The 21,244-nt window shown below is 58.0% G+C and carries 22 protein-coding genes; 13 read left to right on the top strand and 9 right to left on the bottom strand.

Translation table 11 applies throughout. The features are described 5' to 3' along the window. Positions 1–59: 59 nt before the first annotated feature. The 4 genes from ACWJJK_RS05710 to ACWJJK_RS05725 form a co-directional block, all read right to left on the bottom strand. On the bottom strand, positions 60–281 hold the full coding sequence (locus ACWJJK_RS05710; protein WP_454129033.1) for a GNAT family N-acetyltransferase: 222 nt from the start codon (positions 279–281) through the stop codon (positions 60–62). Further along, positions 278–610, bottom strand: coding sequence for a hypothetical protein (locus tag ACWJJK_RS05715; RefSeq protein ID WP_454128738.1), 333 nt, complete (start codon positions 608–610; stop codon positions 278–280). The genes ACWJJK_RS05710 and ACWJJK_RS05715 overlap by 4 nt, the downstream gene beginning before the upstream one ends. Positions 611–751: 141 nt before the next feature. After that, positions 752–1,174, bottom strand: a complete 423-nt coding sequence (locus ACWJJK_RS05720; RefSeq protein ID WP_156880374.1) for a hypothetical protein — start codon at positions 1,172–1,174, stop codon at positions 752–754. Between the two features lie 221 nt (positions 1,175–1,395). Further along, positions 1,396–2,061, bottom strand: coding sequence for an alpha/beta hydrolase (locus tag ACWJJK_RS05725; protein WP_454128739.1), 666 nt, complete (start codon positions 2,059–2,061; stop codon positions 1,396–1,398). A 529-nt stretch (positions 2,062–2,590) separates the two neighbouring features. Between ACWJJK_RS05725 and ACWJJK_RS05730 the strand changes: the two genes are divergently transcribed. From ACWJJK_RS05730 to vapC, 7 genes are all read left to right on the top strand, one after another. Continuing rightward, a complete protein-coding gene (locus ACWJJK_RS05730; protein WP_454128740.1) occupies positions 2,591–3,157 on the top strand; it encodes a hypothetical protein in 567 nt (188 codons plus the stop codon). Between the two features lie 572 nt (positions 3,158–3,729). Beyond that, a complete protein-coding gene (locus ACWJJK_RS05735) occupies positions 3,730–5,151 on the top strand; it encodes a cytochrome c family protein (protein WP_086134343.1) in 1,422 nt (473 codons plus the stop codon). Positions 5,152–5,716: 565 nt separating this feature from the next. Then, complete coding sequence (locus ACWJJK_RS05740) at positions 5,717–7,240, top strand: hypothetical protein (RefSeq protein WP_139841086.1); 1,524 nt, start codon at positions 5,717–5,719, stop codon at positions 7,238–7,240. A 118-nt stretch (positions 7,241–7,358) separates the two neighbouring features. Beyond that, positions 7,359–8,879, top strand: coding sequence for a hypothetical protein (locus tag ACWJJK_RS05745; RefSeq protein WP_077728823.1), 1,521 nt, complete (start codon positions 7,359–7,361; stop codon positions 8,877–8,879). Between the two features lie 89 nt (positions 8,880–8,968). After that, a complete protein-coding gene (gene surE / locus ACWJJK_RS05750; RefSeq protein ID WP_156880378.1) occupies positions 8,969–10,069 on the top strand; it encodes a 5'/3'-nucleotidase SurE in 1,101 nt (366 codons plus the stop codon). A gap of 424 nt (positions 10,070–10,493) precedes the next feature. Then, positions 10,494–10,673, top strand: a complete 180-nt coding sequence (locus ACWJJK_RS05755) for a type II toxin-antitoxin system VapB family antitoxin (protein WP_454128741.1) — start codon at positions 10,494–10,496, stop codon at positions 10,671–10,673. 10 nt (positions 10,674–10,683) lie between these two features. Next, the gene (gene vapC, locus ACWJJK_RS05760; RefSeq protein ID WP_240506980.1) at positions 10,684–11,079 is read left to right on the top strand and encodes a type II toxin-antitoxin system VapC family toxin; all 396 of its coding nucleotides are present in this window, start codon (positions 10,684–10,686) and stop codon (positions 11,077–11,079) included. A gap of 63 nt (positions 11,080–11,142) precedes the next feature. Here the strand turns inward: vapC and ACWJJK_RS05765 are convergent, their stop codons facing one another. Further along, entirely contained in the window at positions 11,143–11,442 is a 300-nt protein-coding gene (locus ACWJJK_RS05765) for an addiction module antidote protein (protein WP_077728825.1), read from the bottom strand. A gap of 5 nt (positions 11,443–11,447) precedes the next feature. Further along, the gene (locus ACWJJK_RS05770) at positions 11,448–11,744 is read right to left on the bottom strand and encodes a type II toxin-antitoxin system RelE/ParE family toxin (RefSeq protein WP_077728826.1); all 297 of its coding nucleotides are present in this window, start codon (positions 11,742–11,744) and stop codon (positions 11,448–11,450) included. Positions 11,745–12,557: 813 nt separating this feature from the next. Between ACWJJK_RS05770 and ACWJJK_RS05775 the strand changes: the two genes are divergently transcribed. From ACWJJK_RS05775 to ACWJJK_RS05785, 3 genes are read left to right on the top strand one after another with little or no spacing between them, the layout of a single operon-like run. Then, the gene (locus ACWJJK_RS05775; RefSeq protein WP_240506981.1) at positions 12,558–12,716 is read left to right on the top strand and encodes a PIN domain-containing protein; all 159 of its coding nucleotides are present in this window, start codon (positions 12,558–12,560) and stop codon (positions 12,714–12,716) included. 10 nt (positions 12,717–12,726) lie between these two features. Beyond that, a complete protein-coding gene (locus ACWJJK_RS05780; protein WP_119631954.1) occupies positions 12,727–12,954 on the top strand; it encodes a PIN domain-containing protein in 228 nt (75 codons plus the stop codon). Between the two features lie 7 nt (positions 12,955–12,961). Continuing rightward, positions 12,962–13,372 (top strand): PIN domain-containing protein, encoded by a 411-nt coding sequence (locus ACWJJK_RS05785; protein WP_454128742.1) that lies wholly within the window; start codon positions 12,962–12,964, stop codon positions 13,370–13,372. Between the two features lie 128 nt (positions 13,373–13,500). Here the strand turns inward: ACWJJK_RS05785 and ACWJJK_RS05790 are convergent, their stop codons facing one another. The 3 genes from ACWJJK_RS05790 to rnd form a co-directional block, all read right to left on the bottom strand. Continuing rightward, a complete protein-coding gene (locus ACWJJK_RS05790; RefSeq protein ID WP_454128743.1) occupies positions 13,501–14,787 on the bottom strand; it encodes a hypothetical protein in 1,287 nt (428 codons plus the stop codon). 252 nt (positions 14,788–15,039) lie between these two features. Further along, entirely contained in the window at positions 15,040–16,623 is a 1,584-nt protein-coding gene (locus tag ACWJJK_RS05795; protein ID WP_156880382.1) for a bifunctional aminoglycoside phosphotransferase/ATP-binding protein, read from the bottom strand. Further along, positions 16,616–17,806, bottom strand: coding sequence for a ribonuclease D (gene rnd / locus ACWJJK_RS05800; protein ID WP_240502406.1), 1,191 nt, complete (start codon positions 17,804–17,806; stop codon positions 16,616–16,618). Before rnd ends, ACWJJK_RS05795 begins: the two co-directional genes overlap by 8 nt. A 60-nt stretch (positions 17,807–17,866) precedes the next feature. On the opposite strand from rnd, the gene ACWJJK_RS05805 reads away from it, so the two are divergent. From ACWJJK_RS05805 to ACWJJK_RS05815, 3 genes are read left to right on the top strand one after another with little or no spacing between them, the layout of a single operon-like run. After that, positions 17,867–18,616: an electron transfer flavoprotein subunit beta/FixA family protein gene (locus ACWJJK_RS05805; protein ID WP_156880384.1), complete on the top strand. Its 750-nt coding sequence runs from the start codon at positions 17,867–17,869 to the stop codon at positions 18,614–18,616. Beyond that, complete coding sequence (locus tag ACWJJK_RS05810; RefSeq protein WP_156880386.1) at positions 18,613–19,566, top strand: FAD-binding protein; 954 nt, start codon at positions 18,613–18,615, stop codon at positions 19,564–19,566. The genes ACWJJK_RS05805 and ACWJJK_RS05810 overlap by 4 nt, the downstream gene beginning before the upstream one ends. Continuing rightward, a complete protein-coding gene (locus ACWJJK_RS05815; protein WP_454128744.1) occupies positions 19,563–21,200 on the top strand; it encodes an electron transfer flavoprotein-ubiquinone oxidoreductase in 1,638 nt (545 codons plus the stop codon). Before ACWJJK_RS05810 ends, ACWJJK_RS05815 begins: the two co-directional genes overlap by 4 nt. Positions 21,201–21,244: the final 44 nt, after the last annotated feature.

Consider the following 21,244-nt stretch of genomic DNA (forward strand, 5'->3'; position numbering starts at 1 on the left):
AGGAAAGGCATTGCGCGCTCGGTCCCATGACTCGGCGATGGCGTTGTAGGCGTCGAGATTCATGGTTCGGACTTCAGCCAATCGCATTGTTGCGAGCGCCGCAAGGGGATCATCGTCGATTTGGTAAAGCCGAACCGCTCGTAGAATCTTTGAGCGCCGAGATTGCCGGCGTCCGTTAGGAGCGTGATTCGTGCACATCCTCGTTCGCGGGAAATCTGCAACGCATACTCAAGCAGCTTGCTGCCAACCCCGTCGCCTCTCTTGATGGGATCAACGATCATGTCTTCCAAAATCGCCACCCGAGCGCCGTTGAGACGGTATAGAGGAGACTCACCATCCCAATGATCTTGCCGTCCGCTTCTGCAAGCATGATCTCTCCAACCTGAGGGTTTGAGATGATCGTTCTTAAACCGGCCTCCTGCAGCGCGACATTGGGCGTGAATTCTTCTTCTTGCGCGAACAGGATCTCAAGGAGACGAGACAGCTGAGAGACGTCCTCGTCTGTTGCGATTCTCAGATTCAATGCCGCCTCTCCTGTAAATGCCTGACGAAGCTGTGGAAAAGTCTCATTTTCACGCCAAATTAAGTCCGCTATCGACCGATTTTTCATGCCGTGGCTTTTCGAGTTTAGTGTTTTCTACACCGTCGATATCGAAGTTCAGCCGGCGCGAAGGCGCACGTCATGATCGATGGGCGCCTCTGGTCGTGAGCCGCCGGCAGGTTCCGTTACCAGGTTTGAAGGCCGACTCGACTAATCGAGATCGGCGAACTGGCTGCGCGCCTGACTGATAAGCTTCTCCGCAGGGGATAGTACATCCTTCTTCGGACTATGGACGATGGCATCAAAGTTCTGCGCCAAGGCGGCTGCGATCATAAGCACGCACACGTCCTCACGGGGATCGCCTTCCGAGCGCAAGGTGATTAGGGTGTCGCGCTGGCCGGCCTGCGCCTGCAGGTTGGGGAATCGGGCCAGATAAGGCTCCAAAGCATCGAAACGGATATTGACTCCACTGTCTTCGCCGTTGATGGTACAGGGCAAATAGCCAGAGCTTTCGAACGGAGCGTAGGACTCATCGACGGAGAGCTGGAACTTGAGCCCCTTGATGGCCTCCTGAAGCGCTTCGCGCGTGGGCACGTCGGAGCGGTTAAGGATTACGGATTGCGATTGCGACACGTTGAATCTCCTGGCTTTTTGATTAATCAAAAGTGAATGCCCGTGCTACGTCGCGCCAGTACACAAGCAGTGAGGTGGCCCATGTGCTTACCGGTTCTCGGCTGTCATGGATTCGGGGCTCCTTAGGCTTACCAGCTGCATTGTTAGCAGGCCGAGTCGCATGGAGTCTGAGGCGCGAGATCCTTTGAGCTACCATCCCAAGAGCAGATCGATATATGCGCCTAGTCGGCGCTAGGCTTGACCAAGGCTCGGTGAAGGTAATCGGCAATGGTGCTCACCCCGTCATCGTCGAGGCCGTGATAACTTCCGGGTTTGGCCAACCTTTGTATAGGGATTCCCCACTTGGCCAATTGGTGCTGGGCCTGATCCAAGCCCACCGCGCTGGCGCCGACCTCCACATCCGCCTCAACTAATAACACCGGCGGACTGGATCGAATCATATTGCGCTCGATAGGGTCTTCATCGATGCCGCCGGCGACAGCGACGATGGCGCCCGGCGGCTTGGCCCGCGTCAGGCCGGCGCGAAGCGCGAGAGCCGCGCCTTGGGCAAAACCGACCAACGCGAGCTGGCTGTCTTCCAGCCGCCGTTTGGCGAGGACAGCGTCGAGAAACACCTGAAGACGTTCAGCGGCTTCGTCCAGCCCAGCGCCCGAGTGTTGAGCGTTGTCGGTCGGGCAAGTCCACTGGCGCCGATTGCTTTCCCCATCGCTAAGCCAGGGTGCGTTGGGCGCCAGGAATTCCGCTTTGTTCAAGGTGGGAGCCCAATCAAGCGCCAGTTCGATGATCTCATCGCCATTCGATGCCGCACCATGCAGCAGGACCACGAGGTACTTGGGTTTTCCGCAGGAAAGCGGCGGTTGACTCGGCCCGTCCAGAATGATGTCCATGCTGAGGGATCCCCAAAGAACAAATATTGATGTTTTCCATTTTCGCCATTGCCCAGATTCTTGGAAACAGGAAGGCGCGCCGGAAAATTTCGCGGGATTCACCGTGCAGAGGCTCGAACACCGCAATTTCAAGGCCTGCAGCCGTATCGAATCATTTTCGGAAACAATGAGTCGCCGGATAGGGAGCACTATCCAGCGCCTGCGACGATTCGTATAGGACGCATTGGCTTTAGCGTAGTGCGCTAAACGGAAAACCAGGTGGGAGACTGGGTGGGCCCTTTTGCGAAGACGGGGATTCCAAAGACGCCAAGACGTACTCAGCCGGGCAGGCGAATGAATTCCTGACTCGTTTGCTATGGATTCTGGTGTATGCTATGGCCTCTGAATCTAATGCCGATTCATGTCGTCGGACGAGTCACGCAACCGTTTGATTAATGAGATAAAACTAGAGACTGGTTGAAAAATGCCATTCCGATTGAGCTGTCCGAGCAATAGCTCTATTCATTCACATGCAAGATCCGAGGTTTCCATGGCTGTGCATGAACTGGTTTCAAAGATGAAGAGACTTCCCAAAACCGCGTCAATTGTGCTTGCGGGGGCGGTGTTCCTAGCGGGATGCGGGGAGTCGGACAAACCCGCTGAAATGTTCCAGGGGCTGCCGCAAAAATTCCAGGAAGAGCAGAAATTCGAAAAAGAGCAGACCCTGCGAGGTACGGTAAACGACGAGAAGGAACCCGTCATCCAAGGAAAAGTGGTGGCCACCGACGAAAAAGGCAACACCATTGCGGAAACATCCTTGGAAGGCAGCAACCGCTTTTCCATCGTCATTCCGGCCGGCACCGCATTGCCGATCCTGCTGAAAGCGTATCGTGAAGGATCGGAGCCGCTCATAGTGGCCATCGTGGACTCGTTCGAGAGCCAATACAACATCAATCCCAAGGCCACGGCCATCGCCGAAAAAGCCAAGTCGCTGGGCGGCTATACCCGGAAAAACCTGATGGCGGCCGCGATGATGAGCAGTACCGTTCCCGAGGAAGACAAGACCACCTCCGGCTTCCGCGGCGATCCGACAAAACGCTACGGCGGCTGGCATTGAGGCGATGCGGGGCACAAGCGGCCTGTCGCTGGCTGAGCACGGTCATGCGATGGCTATACATCGGCCATAAATGACAAGCGGCCCCTTCCCCTTGAGTTTCTCGAAGGTCTTGGTGCGCATCTCTTCAAGCGATCGGTCGCTTGTCGTGAATCAATCCCGTGCCATGCCCCGCTCGCCATAAGAAGCGTTCGCACATCAATCCGTACACTCCCGATCGGTATTGCATCAATCCGCCAACCTTTCGATCACGACAGGGTGCCTATCCCGGCGGCCCTCGAAACTTCGCGACAGGGCCGGGCGGATGGTCAGGCGTCGCTGCCGTTTGTGCCGGGCGTGTCTAGTTGTGAACAAAATCGACTTATTCCGAGTCTCCTTTTATACAGGCCCGAATCGGGTAATCGGGCTTTTCTGCCTCCCCCGCTCTAAACCCATGGCGGCATCGGGTTCGCTACTTAAGCGTTTCACGAGAGCCAGGGGCGTTTGTCGAAAATCGCTCCTCGTGCCGAAGCGATAACAAACGCCCGCCCCGTTCATGAGCAGGAAACTCATACTGGAATAGTGAGGAAAGACTTATGGATAGAGTCAGCCTTATCACCCGGACAATCACCCCGTTATTTCTGTCACTTGCGGGGTTTTTGCTCAGCTTGGCGGCGTTTGCCAATGATTCCCACAGAACCGGCAAATCAACAGAGGCCAACACGGCTTCCCAATTGGAGCGCGACCGAATTGTCCAAAATGCCGCGCAGATGGTTACCCAAGGACGGGAAATTTTTCGCTTCGATAGTTTTGGCGACGAGCAATTCTGGAGTGATGCGCTTCAATTGCATAAAGCCATCGAAGGGGAACGCTTCGGCGGAATCGGTAATGGACTGACACCGCAACAAGCCCTGGACTTGGGGCTAAAGGTCGACGTAGAGGCGCTGCCGGGATCAGTCGTCCAGCAACTCGAGCAGGGGGCGGTCGATTTGAGCGACGTCGCGGTTACGCTGGCCCTGATCAAGCAGGACGCCGTATTGGGCGTCAAAGGCACGTTCAATTCCGACGGTTCGCTCAAATCCGTGGGTCTCACCTGCGCCCTTTGTCACTCCACCGTGAATGACTCGCTCGCTCCGGGCGTCGGCGAGCGCTTGGACGGCTGGGCGAATCACGATCTCAACGTCGGGGCCATCATCGCCCTCGCTCCGAACCTGCAACCGATCGTCGATTTGCTGAGAATCGTTCACCCCGACATTACCGACTCCCAAGTCCGCGACGTGCTACAGAGTTGGGGACCCGGCAAGTTCGATGCGCAACTCCTCCTCGACGGCAAGGCGTTCACCCCGGAAGGCAAGCCGGCTGCCACGCTCATTCCCGACGCCTTTGGGCTCGCCGGCTACAATCAGCACGCCTGGACCGGCGACTGGGGTACGGTGACCTACTGGAATGCATTCGTGGCGGTATTGGAACTGCGCGGGGTCGGTACCTTCTTCGATCCCCGGCTGGATGACGCCGATAAGTTTCCGATCGCTGCCGCGAAAGAATTCGGCCACATATCCGTCGATCCGAAAGAGGATCAGGTTACTCCCAAGCTGCCGGCGCTCCATTTCTTTCAGCTGGCTCTGCCCGCACCCAAGCCGAAAGCCGGCGTGGACTTCGATGCTGGGGCGGCCGAACGGGGGAGCGAACTGTTCGGCGGCAAAGCCAAGTGCGGGAGTTGCCATGTCGAGCCGCTGTGGACCGAGCCGGGCTGGAATCTGCATACACCCGACGAGATGAGGATCGACGGTTTTCAGGCGAATCGTGCTCCCGGAGACGCTTACAAGACGATGAACCTGGCCGGGATTTTCGTGCGTGAACGCGGCCTTTTCATGCGTCCGGAGAACAAAGGGCGTTTTTACCACGACGGTCGGTTCAAAACCTTGCTGGACGTGGTGGACAGTTACGACGCGCGCTTCGATTTAGGACTGAGCAATCAGGAAAAACGCGATCTAGTCGAGTATCTGAAGTCGTTATGACGACGCCGGCGGGACGCCGGGCTGTGCGCATGACCTGCGGGCGGCTCCGCCGTATAAATCGGCTTTCCGGCCAATTTGTCATACGGCACGTTCATGTGCCGTCCCCTTCGGGCGCTTTGCGTGCAAATCGGCTTTCCTGCCGATTTGTCGTACCTCAGCGCATCCTACGGGCTCGTAGGATGTGCTGAACGAAGGTGAAGCGCATCATTCGCGATTGGTGCGCTGCCATCCATGTCCTCTGGACCCCGGCATTCCAATCGCATAAACGGTTCCGTGCCGGGGGGCGTTCTTCGGCTTAACGTAACGGCATTGCCTGTTAGCCCGTGTATCTCGGCTATGACGTAAAGAACTGACGCAGTCCTCCGTTTTTGTCAGGTCGAGGCATGATTGCAAGACCCGACCTCATCCATGGAAGCGGAACAAATGCCGAGCCTTGCAATCTAGCAGATTATGACGGCATGAAAATTTTTTGATGCAAGGCGCTTCTGCTCTGATCCATTTCCGCAACATGGGGCGCTTTCCCGCATTCGTTTCACTCAGGACACTAGGTCGGTCAGGAGGACTCATGAGAACCCACATGCTTTGCTTCGCGTTCGCGGCGATGATTGCATTTGCGTCCGCGGCGAACAGTGAGAACAACGGATCGAGTAACGACAATCAGCTCCCCGAGTCGCTGGAGCAGAAGGTCCGGAATCTCCGGACCGACCTGGAGGCGAAAGGCTACGAGGTCGCTCGGGGAGCCTGGAACCTGTTCAGGATCGAAGACTGCAAGTTCGCGCTCGAGACCATCGGAAACTGCCTCGGCAACAACCCGGCGGCGCCCTATCTCATCCCTTCCGTTCCGCTCTGGCCGGACGAGTTCGTGGACCAGAACATGAGGGACTTGCTCGGGCCGACGCCGGGCGACACCTGGTGGACGTACCGGCTTGACCAGCGCGAGGCGCTGGTCGTGCTGGCGCAGCTTCCGCCGCCCGGAAGGTACTTCGGGATACAGACGTACATCTTTACGCGCGAAGGGGAGATCGACACCACGGATGAAATCTACCAGTCCGTGGCCGATGATCCTTTCATGCAGAGCATCCTCTTCATGATGTCGCCGAATCCGTCCCGTGCGCTGGTGTTCTCCAGCATCGGCAACAGCAACAACAACGTCGTCATCGAGCGGCAATCCGACGCGGCGTTCAACCAGCAGCGCTTCTTCATCATCACACCGGACGCGGTGATGGAGCGTGCGCTCACCGAGGCGCTGCTGCGGGCGGGCGTACCGGATCGCAACCAGGTGTTCGTCGAGCCCGTGTCGACGGACCTCGGCCGGCTGGGGTTCGGCTCAAAGGCGGACGACCTGATGACCGTGATGCGTTATTCGCTGCCGGAAGACGAGGCGGCCGGCGATGAGTGGCGCCAGAAGCGCCCGCTCGCCATTCTCCGCGTGAGGGACACGAACACGGCGCGTCCGACCGAGCCCTACCCAAAACCTGTCCGGGACGAGAGGATCGCCAAGTCCGAGCTCGGGTTCGAGGGTAATGTCGAGAATCTGGTCGAGGCGGTCAAGCAGCACTGGGGACAGCCCGACGCCAAGGACGGGCCGTTCGAAAGCCTGCTGCTCAAGGTGGACCTTATCGGCGAGCATTGCGTCCGGCGCCCCATGAACTGCCTCGGCGATACCCAGGACGCAGACTACCAGATCAGCCCGACGGAGAGCATCGACTCGGGCGAAGTCCTCGCCGTCGCGGGCACCCTCGGCACCGCCACCGGCAACGCCACGTACACGAGTCTGGCGCCCAACCGGATCCCGGCTCTGGTGGGCGTCACGAACGTCTCGGATCCCGATCTCAAGGGGAGCGCGTCCGCCTTCTCGGAGACGGTCGGCAACACCGACAAGCTCTACGTCTACTACTTCGCACGCGACTGCGGGAACCTTCCGAATTGCCGCGAAATCACCGAGGAAATGGTCCCCCCAGGCGACGCAATCAAAATCATTCAGCGGAACTACGTCGTGCCGGGGTCGACCCGAGGTCCTGACCCCAAGCAGCTCGTGAACCCGACGCTCATCGTCTTCGACGGGGCGAAACGGCCGTCGAGCCGTTAAAGGGGCCTCTGAGCAAGCGGATTCCGTTCATGACCCTTCGACAGGCTCAGGACAGGCCTGTCGAAGGACTTAATCCGAGCTTCCTTAAGGACAACAGGATGGTCGGTCAGGAGGACTTATGAGAACCCACACGCTTTACTTCACGCTCGCGGCGATGATCGGATTTGCGTCCGCGGCGAACGGCTGGAACAACGGTTCGAGCAACGACAATCAGCTCCCCGAGTCGCTGGAGCGGAAGGTCCAGAATCTTCAAGCCGACCTCGAGGCGAAAGGCTACGAGGTCACACGCGGCTTCTGGGACCTGTTCACGATCGAGGATTGCCAGTTCACGATCGCCGTGATTGGAAACTGCCTCGGGAACAATCCGGCGTCACCGTACGTTATTCCCGCCGTTCCGCTCTGGCCGGACGAGTTCGTGGACGAACACATCAAGGATCTGCTCGGGCCGACGCCGGACGACACCTGGTGGACATACCGCCTCGATGAGCGCGAGGCGCTGGTCGTGCTGGCGCAGCTTCCGCCGCCCGCGAAATACTTCGGGATGCACACCTACGTTTTCACGCGCGAAGGGCGCATCGACCCCGCGAATATAGTCTTCCAGTCGGTCACAGACCCCTTCCTGGGGGAACTGCTCTTCGCCCCGTCGCCGAACCCTTCCCGCTCGGTGATGTCCGCGACCTTCGGCAACAGCATTAATAACGTCGTCATCGAGCGGCAGTCCGGCGCGGCCTTTAACCAGCAGCGCTTCTTCATCGTCACGCCGGACGCGGTGATGGAGCGGGAAGTGACCGAGGCGCTCCTGCGGGCGGGCGTCCCCGATCGCAATCAGGTGTTTACTACCCCCGTGTCAACGGAGATTTTCCGAGCAGGGCTCGGGCCCGAGGCGGACGACCTGTGGATCACGATCCGCTATACGCGTCCGGAGGACGAGGAGGCGGGTGATGAGTGGCGTCGGCAGCTTCCCCTGGCCGTGCTCCGGGTGAGGGACACGAACACGGCGCGTCCGACCGAACCCTATCCCAAACCCGATTACGATGAGCGGACCGCCCGCTCCGAGCTGGGGCTCCAAAGTGACTTTGCGGCTCTGATCGAGGCGGTCAAGAAGCACTGGGGGCAGACTTCCGCCCCCGAACAGCCGTTCCAGGCTCTGGAACTGACCGTGGATCTCGTCGGGCAACACTGCCTCGAACGCCCCATGAACTGCCTCGGCGATAACCAGGACGAAGACTGGCGGCTCAGTCCTCGTTCGAGCATCGATTCGGGCCAGGTGCTGGCCGTCGTGGGGACTCTCAAAACGGCTACGGGAAACGCGACGTACTCGGCCATCGCACTCAATCGTTCGTCGGTTCTCCAGGGCATCGGGAACGTTTTCGACGAAGATCTCGCGGGGAGCGCGTCGGCGTTTTCTGGAACGGTCGACAACACCGACCGGTTTTACGTCCAGTACTTCGCGCGCGACTGCTCGGGGCTCTCCCACTGCTTTGAAATCACGGAGGAGATGATTCCGAAAGGCGAGACAGTCGCGTTCATCGAGCGGAACTACGTTGTTCCGGGTACGGCCCGCGGCGCCGATTCCAGGCAGACGCTGACACCATTGGTCATCATCTTCGATGGCAAGGCACGGCCGTCGAGCCGCTGAGGAAGTGTGCCGCTGCGAGCGCCCGCGGAAACGCAGAAAGGCCCCGTGGACGCTTGTGGCTGCAAGATGCCCATACACGGAGGTAAACCATGCGTCCCAACGACCTCAAGGAAGCTCTGATTAAGTCCTTCGACAGGCTCAGGACAGGCTTGTCGAGCCACGAACGGAATCCACTTGATCAGAGCTTCCTCAAGCACCGAGGCATCGTCGCCGCGGCATTCGCCGCCTTGTTGCTCGTATCCTCGCCCGGCGTCCGGGCACTCACGATCGCCCTCAGCGACGACGACGGCTGGGATGCTATCGGGATCCAAGCCGCCAAGCGGGCGCTGGCGGCCGCCGGTCACACCGTGATCCTCGCCGGCCCGCTCAATGAGCAAAGCGGCAGCAGTGCGGCGATCAACCTGACTGACCTCCGGATTACCAAGCGACGCGACGACGAGGGCGCGCTCGAGTATTCCGTTGCGATCGGCGACGGGGCGGAAGGAGCCGAACCGGCGACCAGCGCGCTCGTTGCCATCGACATCGCCCGGCAAAGCACCGGCCGGTTGCCCGACTTGCTGGTGTCCGGCATCAACGTGGGCGCCAATATCGGCGCCGCCACCCAGTTTTCGGGTACGGTCGGTGCCGCCATTGCCGCGCTATCCCCCATGCTCAACGGCGCTGTCCCCGCCATCGCGATCAGCACCGATCCGTTGTGCGGCGAGTCCACACCGGATTGCAAGACAGCGAACGAGGCCCATTTCGCGCAGGTGGCGGACTTTCTCGTTGCCGTCATTGCCCGCCTCGAACGCAAGGCCGGCTCTCTGGAGGGCGAAAAGGGCCTGCTGCCACGGGGGATAGGTCTCAACATCAACTACCCGCCGTTACCCGAGCCCGCCGGCGTCGTCGTTACACGGCAGGGTCGCACGGTCACCTTTGCGGACGATCTGGTGGTGAGCTATGGCGCCGATACGGTCACCATCAACATCGGCTGTCGTGAGCCCTGCGCCGATGTACCGGTCGGAACCACGCTCCGGGGCGGGATCACGAAGATTGTCCCCGACGAAACGCCCGAGGTGCCCGGCGCCGACACCACGTGGTATACGCGAGGGTACATCACCATCGTGCCGATCACGCCCGACTATACGGCTGACGCGCCGAGTGCCTTCTCTCTCGGGATAGATATCAAGGCTGGCCTTGGCAGGCGATAGACGGTGATTTCAACGGGCTCAGCATTTGTAGGTCGGCAATCCTTTGCCGACGAAAACGTTGGCCCAACTGTGCACCGTCGGGAAGGGCGGCTTCGGCGCTCCAATCGCAAACGGTCATCCCAGGACGGCCGTTTGCGATTGGAAGGGGCGTCCTGGCGCTCCCAGGACGGCCGTTTGCGATTGGAAGGGTCGCGACTAAAGCGACCGTTTGCGATTGGAAAGGATTCCCGACCTACTCGCGAGTGCCCGTACAGCAGGTATGAAAATGGTCTAGACGGTGATCCCGACGAGAACGGTTCTTTAAATGTTGGAATGTGAAGACTGACCGCGATAGATGCCTATCCCACATCTTTGGCTTGCCTGCCGAATTGGGCAGCTTTGGGATGTGTAAAATGACCCTAGTTGACACACATCGGAATAAGGCATGCGAACCAATATCGTCATCGATGACGAGCTAATGAACGAAGCTCTGAAATCCACCGGCCTTAAAACCAAACGGGAGGTGGTAGAGCTTGGATTCACGACACTCGTCCGCTTGAAAAACAGGAACAGATCAAAGCGTTCAAAGGAAAGCTCAAATGGGAAGGCGACCTTGACGCCATGAGAACCGACGGATGATCGTGGTCGATTCCAGCGTCTGGATCGATTACTTCAACGGCAGCGACACGCCCCAAACCGCCATACTCGACGAACTGCTCGGCGTGGAACCGCTGGCCATCGGCGGCTTGATTCTAACCGAGGTCTTGCAGGGCTTCCGCAAAGATGGCGATTTCCGAACGGCTAAGCGGCTGCTGATGTCGCTAACCGTTTATGAGTTGCTCGGCACCGAACAGGTACTCAAAAAACGGGGCATCACCATTCGCAAAACCGCCGACGTCATCATCGCTACATTTTGCATAGATAAACGGACACGCCCTGCTGTTTTCCGATCGAGATTTCGTTTCGTTTGTCGAGCACTTGGGATTGCGAACGGTCGGGAGATACGGGGCCGAATAGCTGGGGCGTATTGAAGTCGGAAGCAAATAACAAAAGCCTAACCCTTTCACTGCCCGAACGATGGGTTGGATACCTTTTCAACTATGGTTGGCTTCGGCATGGAGCTTAAGCCCGAGGGCGCTAATGACCTTGAGGATGGTATCGAAACCTGGGCTACGTTCGCCGGAGAGAGCCTTGTAGAGGCTTTCCCGAGAAAGTCCCGCATCCCGAGCAACTTGCGCCATACCTTTGGCGCGGGCGATGTCGCCAAGGGCCTTTGCGATGAAGGCGGCGTCTCCGTTCGCTTCTTGCAGACAAGCTTCAAGGTAGGCGGCCATTTCCTCTGGGGTTCTGAGGTGTTCAGCAACGTCATAGCGAGTGGTAGTAGTCTTGGCCATAGCAATTACTCCGAAAGATTACGAGCGAGACGCAATGCGGCCTTGATGTCCTTGGCTTGGGTGCTCTTATCACCACCGGCCAAGAGAATGATGAGCTCTCGCCCCCGCTTTTTGAAATAGACCCGGTAACCGGGACCGTAGTTAATCCGCAACTCCGACACACCTTCGCCGACGGGCTCAACGTCGCCAGAGTTACCGGCGGCGAGCCGTTCAATTCTGGCTTGAACACGCGCTCTCGCTTGGATGTCTCGCAGGCCATCGAGCCACTGAGCGAAGACGTCTGTCTTGCGGATTTCGATCATGGGCTAACCGTAGCCGCTCGGCTACATAATGTCAATGGCGCGAGGACACCGCTGCAAGATGCCCAACGTCTAGCTAAGCGGCGCACCGGACAACAGAACCTGAGCAAAGCGCCGGAGCCGAATGTAAAGCAATACCTGTAAACGGCCAGCGTCCCGGCGGGTCGCGCTTTAATGCAAATTAAGCGCTTTGCGGTAAGACGTTCAATAAGAAGATGGCGGCCGCTAGGCGACCGAAGACGTGAACGAGGAGCCCCCGAGAGGAGTGGACCTCGCTGGCCGCATCGATACCGGTTTTCTCCTGAATCCAGTTAAGGAAGCTCTGATTAAGTCCGTCGACAGGCCTGTCCTGAGCTAAGTCGAAGGGCATGAACGGAATCCACTTGTTCAGAGCTTCCTACAGTGAACGCCTGGATGAGTGCCGATCTCCGACATAGTGTAAGCGCCGGATAGATAGGCCCGCGCCAATGCCTCATTCCTGTCCGGATAGCGTTGCCGATAGTCGTCAAGGGGCAGGGCGATAAACCGCCGATGCGCTTTGGAGCCCGGAGTTCTTCGGGCTTTTGTTCTGCCGGTATCGCTCGACGAACGCATTATCGCCCAATAGCAATTGATGGTGGGTCTGATCCAGTGGACTGGGCAGCCCTCTGCCGTCCATTACGAATCGACGGCAGGACTTGATCGCGCTCTTGCGTTCCCGCCCAAACTGGCTGAGCAGCCAACCCGTATCAAGTAGGTGTCCTTCTGAACCAATATCGCCTTATAGCGCCCCTGAAGTCGGTGTCCGACCATCCCATAGTGCTGAAATGTTGGAATGTGAGATCTGACCCCGGTGTGCCCTCCTTCAACGGCATCGACACGCCCCAAACTGCCATACTCGACGAACTGCTCGGCGTGGAACCGCTGGCGATCGGCGACTTGATCCAACCGAGGTCTTGCAAGGATTTCGCCAGGATGGCATTTCCGAACGGCTAAACGGTTGCTGATGTCGCTAACCGTTTATGACTTGCTCGGCACCGAACAGGCGCACAAAAACGTGGAGAATTATCGGGCACTCAGAAAACGGGGCATCACCACCCGCAAAACCGCCGACGTCATCATCGCTACATTCCGCATCGAAAAGGGACACGCCCAGCTGTTTTCCGATCGGGACTTCATTCCGTTTGTCGAGCACCTGGGATTGCGAACCGTCGGGGGATACGGGGTGGAATAGTCGGGGCGTGTTGGAATCGAAAGTAAACAACAAAAGCCTGACCCCTTCGCTCGGCTGGCTGGACAGGCAATCACGGGGCGACATCTTTACCAGCGCCATCACCCAGGCCGAAATCGAATTGGGCATAACCTTGCTGCCCAAAGGCAGACGCCGGGATGCGCTCGCAAATGCGGCACATGCAATGTTTACCGAAGACTTTGCAGGAGCCGTCCTCCCTTTTGACGAACGCGCCGCCGGACATTACGCGACACTTGTGGCACATCGTACCCGCATCGGTCGCCCAATTACGGTTGAAGACGCGCAAATCGCGGCAATTGCCGTGAACCACAGTTTGGTATTGGCAACCAGAAACCTGAAAGACTTCCAGGAAATAACGGAAATTAAGTTGATCGATCCCTGGCAACCAGAAGCATCGTAGCGGGTTAGCTCGTGTAGGGCGCATTAGGTTTAGCGTAATGCACCGAATGGAGATTCCCATGCGGCGGAATACGCAAGTACGCTATTCCGCCCTACACGGGCCATACGGACTTCGTACCTTAGCGCATCCTATGGGCCTGTGATCTCTGATTTGGCGTATTCTCTCAACCCAACGTCAATGAGCCACAAGTCAATTTCGGCGTCAGTTACATGTTTGTTTTTTCTCATTGCATTAATAACAGTACCCACCTCAAAACTATTTTTGATTTCGTAGTTTTCTCCGCAAGCTCGAATGACTCTTTCAACCTGTTCTCTCGAGAAGTCTGATGCATACCTCGTGACCGTGGATGAAAAACTATTTGCCTGATCAAAAGACCCGGATTCCACGTACAGATTTACGATTCTGTCTCCTACTGGCTTTGGCAAGTCAAAGAACAAGGTGTTACTTAATTCTGCTCGATTTGCTTTTTGAATTCGTTTGTTAGCAGATGAAGATAAGCCGGTATGAGTAAGCAAGAAATCTAGTTCTTCGAGCTTTTCTTTAGGCAGGTTTTCGACGTAGGCATCTAACTTTTGCCTTATATCTTGGGATAAAAACCTCCAGCTTTCAGGTAGTCTACGGAGCGTACTAAATATTCTATAAAGCTGTGAATCATCAAGGGCTTTAATCAGATTTGAGAGCTTGTCTTCTAACGTGGCATAATAGATTTCTTTGTGCACCATCTCAACAGCATTGAGTGCTGAAGAGATACGTAGCTCTTCCTTATAGTCACTCACTTCATTTAATAGCTTTTTCAAAAGAACTATGACAAAATTTCTTACTAGACTTTCTCTTGCTTTGAAAAGCGGGCTATTTTCGAAAGCAGTAACTGCTTTATTTACATCCGTCGGAAAGTACTCGGACCTAACCTCGTTAATTAAGCTCTCAAGAGCATACTTGCCTTGCGCGGGAGGAAACTGAAGCAAGTATTCAACCGCAGAGCGAATATGCATTCTCACTAACTCTGCCGATGGATTGAATATCTCACCGTCCGACGTCATCGAAGGGTGGGCGCAGCGGTTTCTGTCCTGCTGTAATCGGTCTAGATCAATAAATTCGACATGCGATATTAGTTCAAGCTTATCTCTCGCTATTGCCAATATGTCTCTTTCGAATTTTAAGGACTTCGCTATGTCACCTGCTTTTCTCGCCTTTTCAAATTCTTCGAGTTGTTTTTCCGCTTCTTTGTCGCCTGCAAGAGATAGTTCTTTCAGTTTGTCAATAATGTCAAAGGATACGGCTATCCATGTGGAAACAATAGCAGATCTAAATGCACCAGATTTATAACACGAAACAGATTCTTTGATGTAGCTTTTGGCTCTTTCATCCCTACATTTAAGAATAAGCTCATCTAAATCTGATAACGGCGATGCCACTTATTACTCCTTGTTGGTTAACTACGAATAGAAAATCTAAAATGTCAAAAAGCTTTGGGCCTCTGAGGTATATAAGCTTGAAGGCTACTCGCGAATAGTTTGCAAATGAGTCAAATAAGCCCTTCGAATGCACCCGAAATAGAATAGCAGATGCACCCTGCTTTACTCGGATGACAGGGAGGTAGGCGGGGCGACACGGTCAGCTCTTGTCTGTCGCTTCCAATCGAACCATCCTGTTTCGTCAAAAAGACCTTAACCGGACGACTTGTCCGTACTCAGGCCGATCTTCTTGAGAAGTTCGTCAACAGAAACCGCTCCGCTGGTCTCGATCATCAGCGCATCGCGCTGCTCTTCTTCGGTTAATTCATCATGCGCCGCAAGCTGACGGTCTAGTACCGACAGATCGGCTTCAGAGGGGTCGCGGCCCAGCAGGGCGCGGGATTCGATGCGGCTTTTTAAGGTAGCTATCGGTGCCTGGCAGTCGAGGATCAGGAATGATGCGCCGAGCCGTTCGGCCAGTATTCGTTGGCTTTCACGCTGCTCGTGTTTTAGGAACGTGGCGTCGACGATGACGGAGAGGCCGGATTTCAGGATCTCTTCGGCGGTATCCAGCAGATAGCTATAGGTTCTGCGCGTCATGTCGGCGGTGTAGATGCCGGCGTCGAGGGTCGATGCGGTGTTGGCGTGTTCAGCGAAGCCGGCCAGGCGTTTTCGTTCCAAATCGGAGCGCAGGCGTATGGCCGGGAGGCGTTCGGCGAGTTGGCCCGCGATGTGGGATTTGCCGCTGCCGGAAAAACCGTGGGTGATGAGCAATGCCGGTTTTTGAGGCCGGATGAGGCCGGATGCGTAATCGAGATAGCGCCGGTACAGGTCCAATAACTCCTGCTGCTTCGCGGTGTCGCCGGTAGAGGCGCGGGTCAGTTGGGCGATCTTGGCCCGAACCATGGCGCGGTAGACGCGGTAATAATGGAAGAGCGAGAGACCACGGTAGTCTCCGGTAACTTCCAGGTAGCGGTTTAGAAGCCGGAAAGCCAAATCCCGCTTGCCTTTGACTTCCAGATCCATGACCAAAAAGGCCAGCTCGCTCATGACATCGATCCAGCGCAAGTCTTCGCTGAATTCGATGCAGTCGAACGGCGTGGGCTCGTCGCCGATGAGCACGATGTTGCCGAGGTGGAGGTCGCCGTGGCATTCGCGAACGAAGCCGGCGGCTTTTCGGGCGAGCATGGTCTCCCGGCAGCGCGAATACGCCTCGGAGGTCCAGGCGCGCACGGCTTCCAGCTTGGCGACGTCGACCGGATCGTCCTGCAAGGGCTCGATGTGGGTGAAATTATGTTCGGCGGCGTCGTAGATGTGTTCCGGGAGTCCGTGGGCGTCTTCGATGGTGCTGCGATTTACGCTCGCGTGGAATCGGGCCAGCGTCTCGGCCAGTTTGTCCATGTGTTCGGCCGACAGGCGATCGTCCTGACACAGACGATCGAATAGTGCCGCTTCGTCGAAGCGGCGCATCTTGATGGCGAATTCGATGGGGGTGCCGCTGCCGCCGATTCGCGGATTTCGGGGATCTCCGGCGATGGGGACGACGGCCAGATACAAGTCCGGCGCGAGCCGGCGATTGAGGCGGAGTTCCTCTTCGCAAAACCGGCGGCGCTTGTCCAGGGTGGTGAAGTCGAGGAAGCCGAAATCCACCGGCTTCTTGATTTTGTAGGCGTGTGGAGCGGTCAGCAAAACCCAGGAGATATGGGTCTCCCGGATTTCGATGGCTTCCGTGGGATGATCGTAGGCGGCGGGGTTCCGCAGCGCCGAGATCAGTTCGGGATAGCGGGCGTCATCCATGCGGTTCCATCCGTAAACGGCCGTTGATCACTCTGAGTTGCCGTTCGCCCTGAAGGAGCGCTTCCAGTTCCGCTCCGGCCATCGCCTTGCGCCAGCCCTGAAGCAGTTTCGATTGCTCCGGGTCATCCATCAGTTGTTCCAGGTCCTTGCGGCCTGCGAGTACAGCCGGGTTCAGGGTGTGCTGGGCGGCCCGAAGACGCACTACGGCGGTCAATACGTCGAGCAGCGCTTCCTGTTCGGGCGTCTTTTTGGCCTGCCGCGGCCTGAGAGAAACCGCCGGCGGCGGACGATGTTTCGCCTCGTCGATGATCCGGCACAATTGGCTGCCGTAACGCTTGAGCGTCCGTTCCTCCAGTCCCCGGATCAGCTTGAACTTGTCGGCATTCGTCGGCTGAAGCCGTGCGAGATCGAACAAAACCTCGTCCTTGACCAGCCAACTGCGTGGAATATCCTGCTGGCGCGCGTTGTCCTCGCGCCAGGCCGCGAGCGCCTGCAGCACGGCGAGCTGGGACGCATTCAGCTGATAATGTCCGCTGATACGCTGCCAGGCTTGATCGGACGCATTCTCGTAAAGCTTCGGATCGAGCAGGGCGCCGAAATCGCCTTCCGGCCAGTCCAGGCGGCCCAAGGCTTCCAGTCGCTGGCACAGTTTCAGGTAAGCGGTTCCGAGATGGATGACGTCGTCGGCCGCATAGCGCAATTGCGCATCGGCCAGGGGCCGGAGCGACCAGTCGGTGCGCGCATGTCCTTTGCCCAAGGTTATTCCGAGCAGTTCCGAAATCAGTCCGGCATAGCTGATTTGTTCGGGCAAGCCGATCAGGGGAGCCGCGATCTGGGTATCGAAGATCGGTGTCGGCAAACGTCCCCACAAATGAAAGAAGATTTCCAAATCCTGTCGCCCGGCATGAAAAACCTTGGTGATGGCCGGATCGAACAGTAAATCCGCTACCGGCTCCAAGGATTCGAGCGCGAGCGGATCGATGCAGGCGACCTTGTCGGCGGTCGCGATCTGGAGCAGGCAGAATTTGGGAAAGTAGGTTTTCTCGCGCAGGAACTCGGTGTCCACGGCGAGCCATGGAGAGTTCTTGACGGCGCGGCAGAAATCTTGGAGTTGGCTGGGCGAATCGATATAGCTGATTTGGGAGAGAGGCGTCATGTCGAAGAGAGTGCTTTTTCGAGTCATAAAGTTATTATATGGCTTAGGGACGAAGAATACGCTCCCGCCGACGATCCGAGGTGGCGCATGAAGGTATTGGTGAGTGTAAAGCGCGTGGTGGATTACAACGTGCGCATCCAGGTGAAGCCGGACGGCTCGGGCGTCATGCTGGATGGGGTGAAGATGAGCATGAATCCCTTCGACGAGATCGCCCTGGAAGAGGCGATTCGCCTTAAGGAGGCCGGCAAGGCGACGCAAATCGTGGCCGTTTCGATCGGGCCGCAGGCGGTCCAGGAGCAGCTGCGGAGCGCTTTGGCGCTCGGTGCGGACCGGGCGATTCATATACCCCTGGATGCAGCGCCTCAACCCGTCAACGCCGCGCGCGCCCTGGCCGGGCTCTCCCGGCGCGAAAATCCCGAGTTGATTCTCATGGGCAAGCAGGCCATCGACGACGACTGCAACCAAACCCCGCAGATGCTGGCGGCCCTGCTCGGCTGGCCCCAGGCCACCTTCGCCTCCAAAATCGAATTGGCCGATAAAACCGCTACCGTCGCCCGCGAGGTGGATGCCGGGCTCGAATATCTGTCCGTCGACCTTCCCGCGGTGATTTCCGCCGATCTTCGCCTCAATATTCCCCGTTATCCCAAGTTGCCGGATATCATGAAGGCGCGCCGCCTGCCGATCGAAACGGTTACGCCGGAAGACCTGGGCGTCGAGTTCGTACCGGAGGCCAGGCTGCTCAAAGTCGCGCCGCCACCAAAGCGCCAGGCCGGCCGGAAAGTGGCTTCGGTCGACGAGCTGGTAGCGGCGCTGCGCGAGCGAGGGCTGTTGTCATGAGCAAGGTATTGGTTATTGCCGAGCACGACGGCGAAACCTTGAATCTTTCGACTTCGAGAACCGTGGCCTGCGCGCTGGCTCTCGGTCCGGAGACGATCGATGTGGCGGTGTTCGCCGAGGCGGAGAACAAACCGGCTGAAGCCGCGGCCCGGCTGAATGGCGTGACACGGGTGTTGCTGGTCGAACATGCCGCCAACCGGAACCCCGTGGCGGCGGTTCTGGCGCCGCAAGTTTCCGCGCTGGCCAAGGACTACACCCATGTGCTGGCGCCGGCGACCACCTTCGGCAAGGATGTTCTGCCACGCGCGGCGGCGCTGCTCGGTGTTCCGCAAGTGAGCGACATCATGCGGGTGCTCGGCCGAAATGTCTTCGAGCGGCCGATTTATGCGGGCAATGCGCTGGAAACGATCGAAACGCCGCCGGGCATCGTCGTCGCGACCGTGCGTACGGCTTCGTTCAAGGCGGTTGCCGAGACAGGATCGGCGCCTGTGGAAAAAATCAGCCTCGATTTCGACTGCCCGACCCACACGCGTTTTCTCCGGGTCGAAGGTTCGTCCGGCGGCGGGCGTCCCGATCTCCAGTCGGCCCGCGTGGTGGTGTCCGGCGGGCGCGGCCTGGCAAGCAAGGAAAACTTCGACTTGATCTACGCCCTGGCGGATCGGCTGGGCGCTGCGGTCGGCGCTTCCCGCGCGGCGGTGGACGCCGGATTCGTTCCGAACGACTTGCAGGTGGGGCAGACCGGCAAGATCATCGCGCCGGAGCTTTATCTCGCCTTCGGTATTTCGGGCGCGATACAGCATCTGGCGGGAATCAAGGATGCGGGGACCATCGTCGCCGTCAATAAGGACCCCGATGCGCCAATCTTCGAAGTGGCGGATATCGGCCTGGTGGGAGACTTGTTCGAGGTGCTGCCGGCATTGGTCGATGCTCTGCCCAAGGATAAATCGTGAATCGGGAGAGTCTGGAGTTCGATGTCGTCATCGTAGGGGCCGGCCCCGCGGGACTGTCCGCCGCCTGCCGATTGATGCAGCTGGCCAATGAAGCCGGAAAGTCGCTCCGGGTCTGCGTCGTCGAAAAGGGTGCGGAGGTCGGCGCCCACATCATTTCCGGCGCCGTGTTCGAGCCGACCGCCCTGAACGAACTTTTCCCGGACTGGAAAGGGCAGGGCGCGCCCGTCACCGTGGGCGTCGAACACGATGAATTGCATTACCTCCTTAGCGAAAAGCGCTCGTTCAAAGCGCCCGGCTTTCTGATGCCGAAGCCGATGCGTAACGAGGGCAATTACGTGATCAGCCTGGGCCGCTTGTGCCGATGGCTGGCGGAAAAAGCCGAGGCCCTTGGCGCCGAGATATTCACGGGGTTCGCCGCGGCCGATGTGCTTTATGACGACGCGGGCGCAGTAGCCGGCGTCGTCACGGGCGACATGGGCATTGCCAGGGACGGTTCGAAGAAGCCGAACTATCAGCCGGGCGTGGAGCTGCGAGCGCCCTACACGATTTTTGCCGAAGGCTGCCGCGGGCATTTGGGCAAGCGGCTGATGGAGCGCTTCGAATTGCGGCGGGACGTCGATCCGCAGCATTACGGCATCGGCATCAAGGAAATCTGGCGCATCGATCCGTCGCGTCATCGGCCCGGATGGGTCGTTCACACCTTAGGCTGGCCTTTGGACAACGAAACCGAAGGTGGCGGCTTCGTTTACCACGGCGAGGACGGATTGGTTTCGCTCGGTTTGATTGTGGCCTTGAATTACCGTAATCCTTATTTGAATCCTTTCAGCGAAATGCAGCGCTGGAAGCACCATCCGGTGGTGCGCCGGTTCCTCGAAGGCGGAACCCGGATCGGCTACGGCGCCCGCGCGGTGAACAAGGGCGGCTGGCAGTCGGTGCCGAAGCTGTCTTTTCCGGGCGGCGTGATGGCGGGTTGCGATGCCGGTTTTCTCAACCCGGTGAAGATCAAGGGCAATCATACCGCCATGAAGACCGGCATGCTGGCGGCGGAGGCGGTGTTCGAGGCGCTGGAAACGGGCGGAATTCCGGATATGGGCGGCCGTTATCGCCAATCGTGGGTCGATCAGGAGCTGTTCCGGGGCCGGAACATCGGTCCCGCGTTGGCGAAATTCGGAACGCTTGTTGGAAGCGCGTTCATTTGGATCGATCAGAATGTTTTCCGGGGAAAGCTGCCGTTTACCCTGCACAATCGCGTTCCGGATCACGCCTCGTTGGATCGAGCCGCGGACAGTCGTAAGATCGATTATTCGAAGCCCGACGGCGTGCTGAGCTTCGATAGACTATCCTCGGTCTATCTATCCAACACCAATCACGAGGAAGACCAGCCCTGCCATCTCGTTCTGACCGATCCGGCCATCCCGATCGAGCGGAATCTGCCGCTGTACGACGAGCCGGCGCAGCGTTATTGCCCGGCGGCGGTTTATGAAATCGTGGAGGCGCCGGGACAGCCGGCCCGATTCCAGATCAACGCGCAGAACTGCGTTCACTGCAAAGTGTGCGACATCAAGGATCCGGCACAGAACATCAACTGGGTGCCTCCAGAAGGGGGCGGGGGACCGAACTACGTAAACATGTGAAAGCAAGGTCGTTCTGTGTGTCGAAGTCGGGAGAGTTATAGGGT

It is taken from the genome of Methylocaldum gracile (assembly GCF_053646815.1).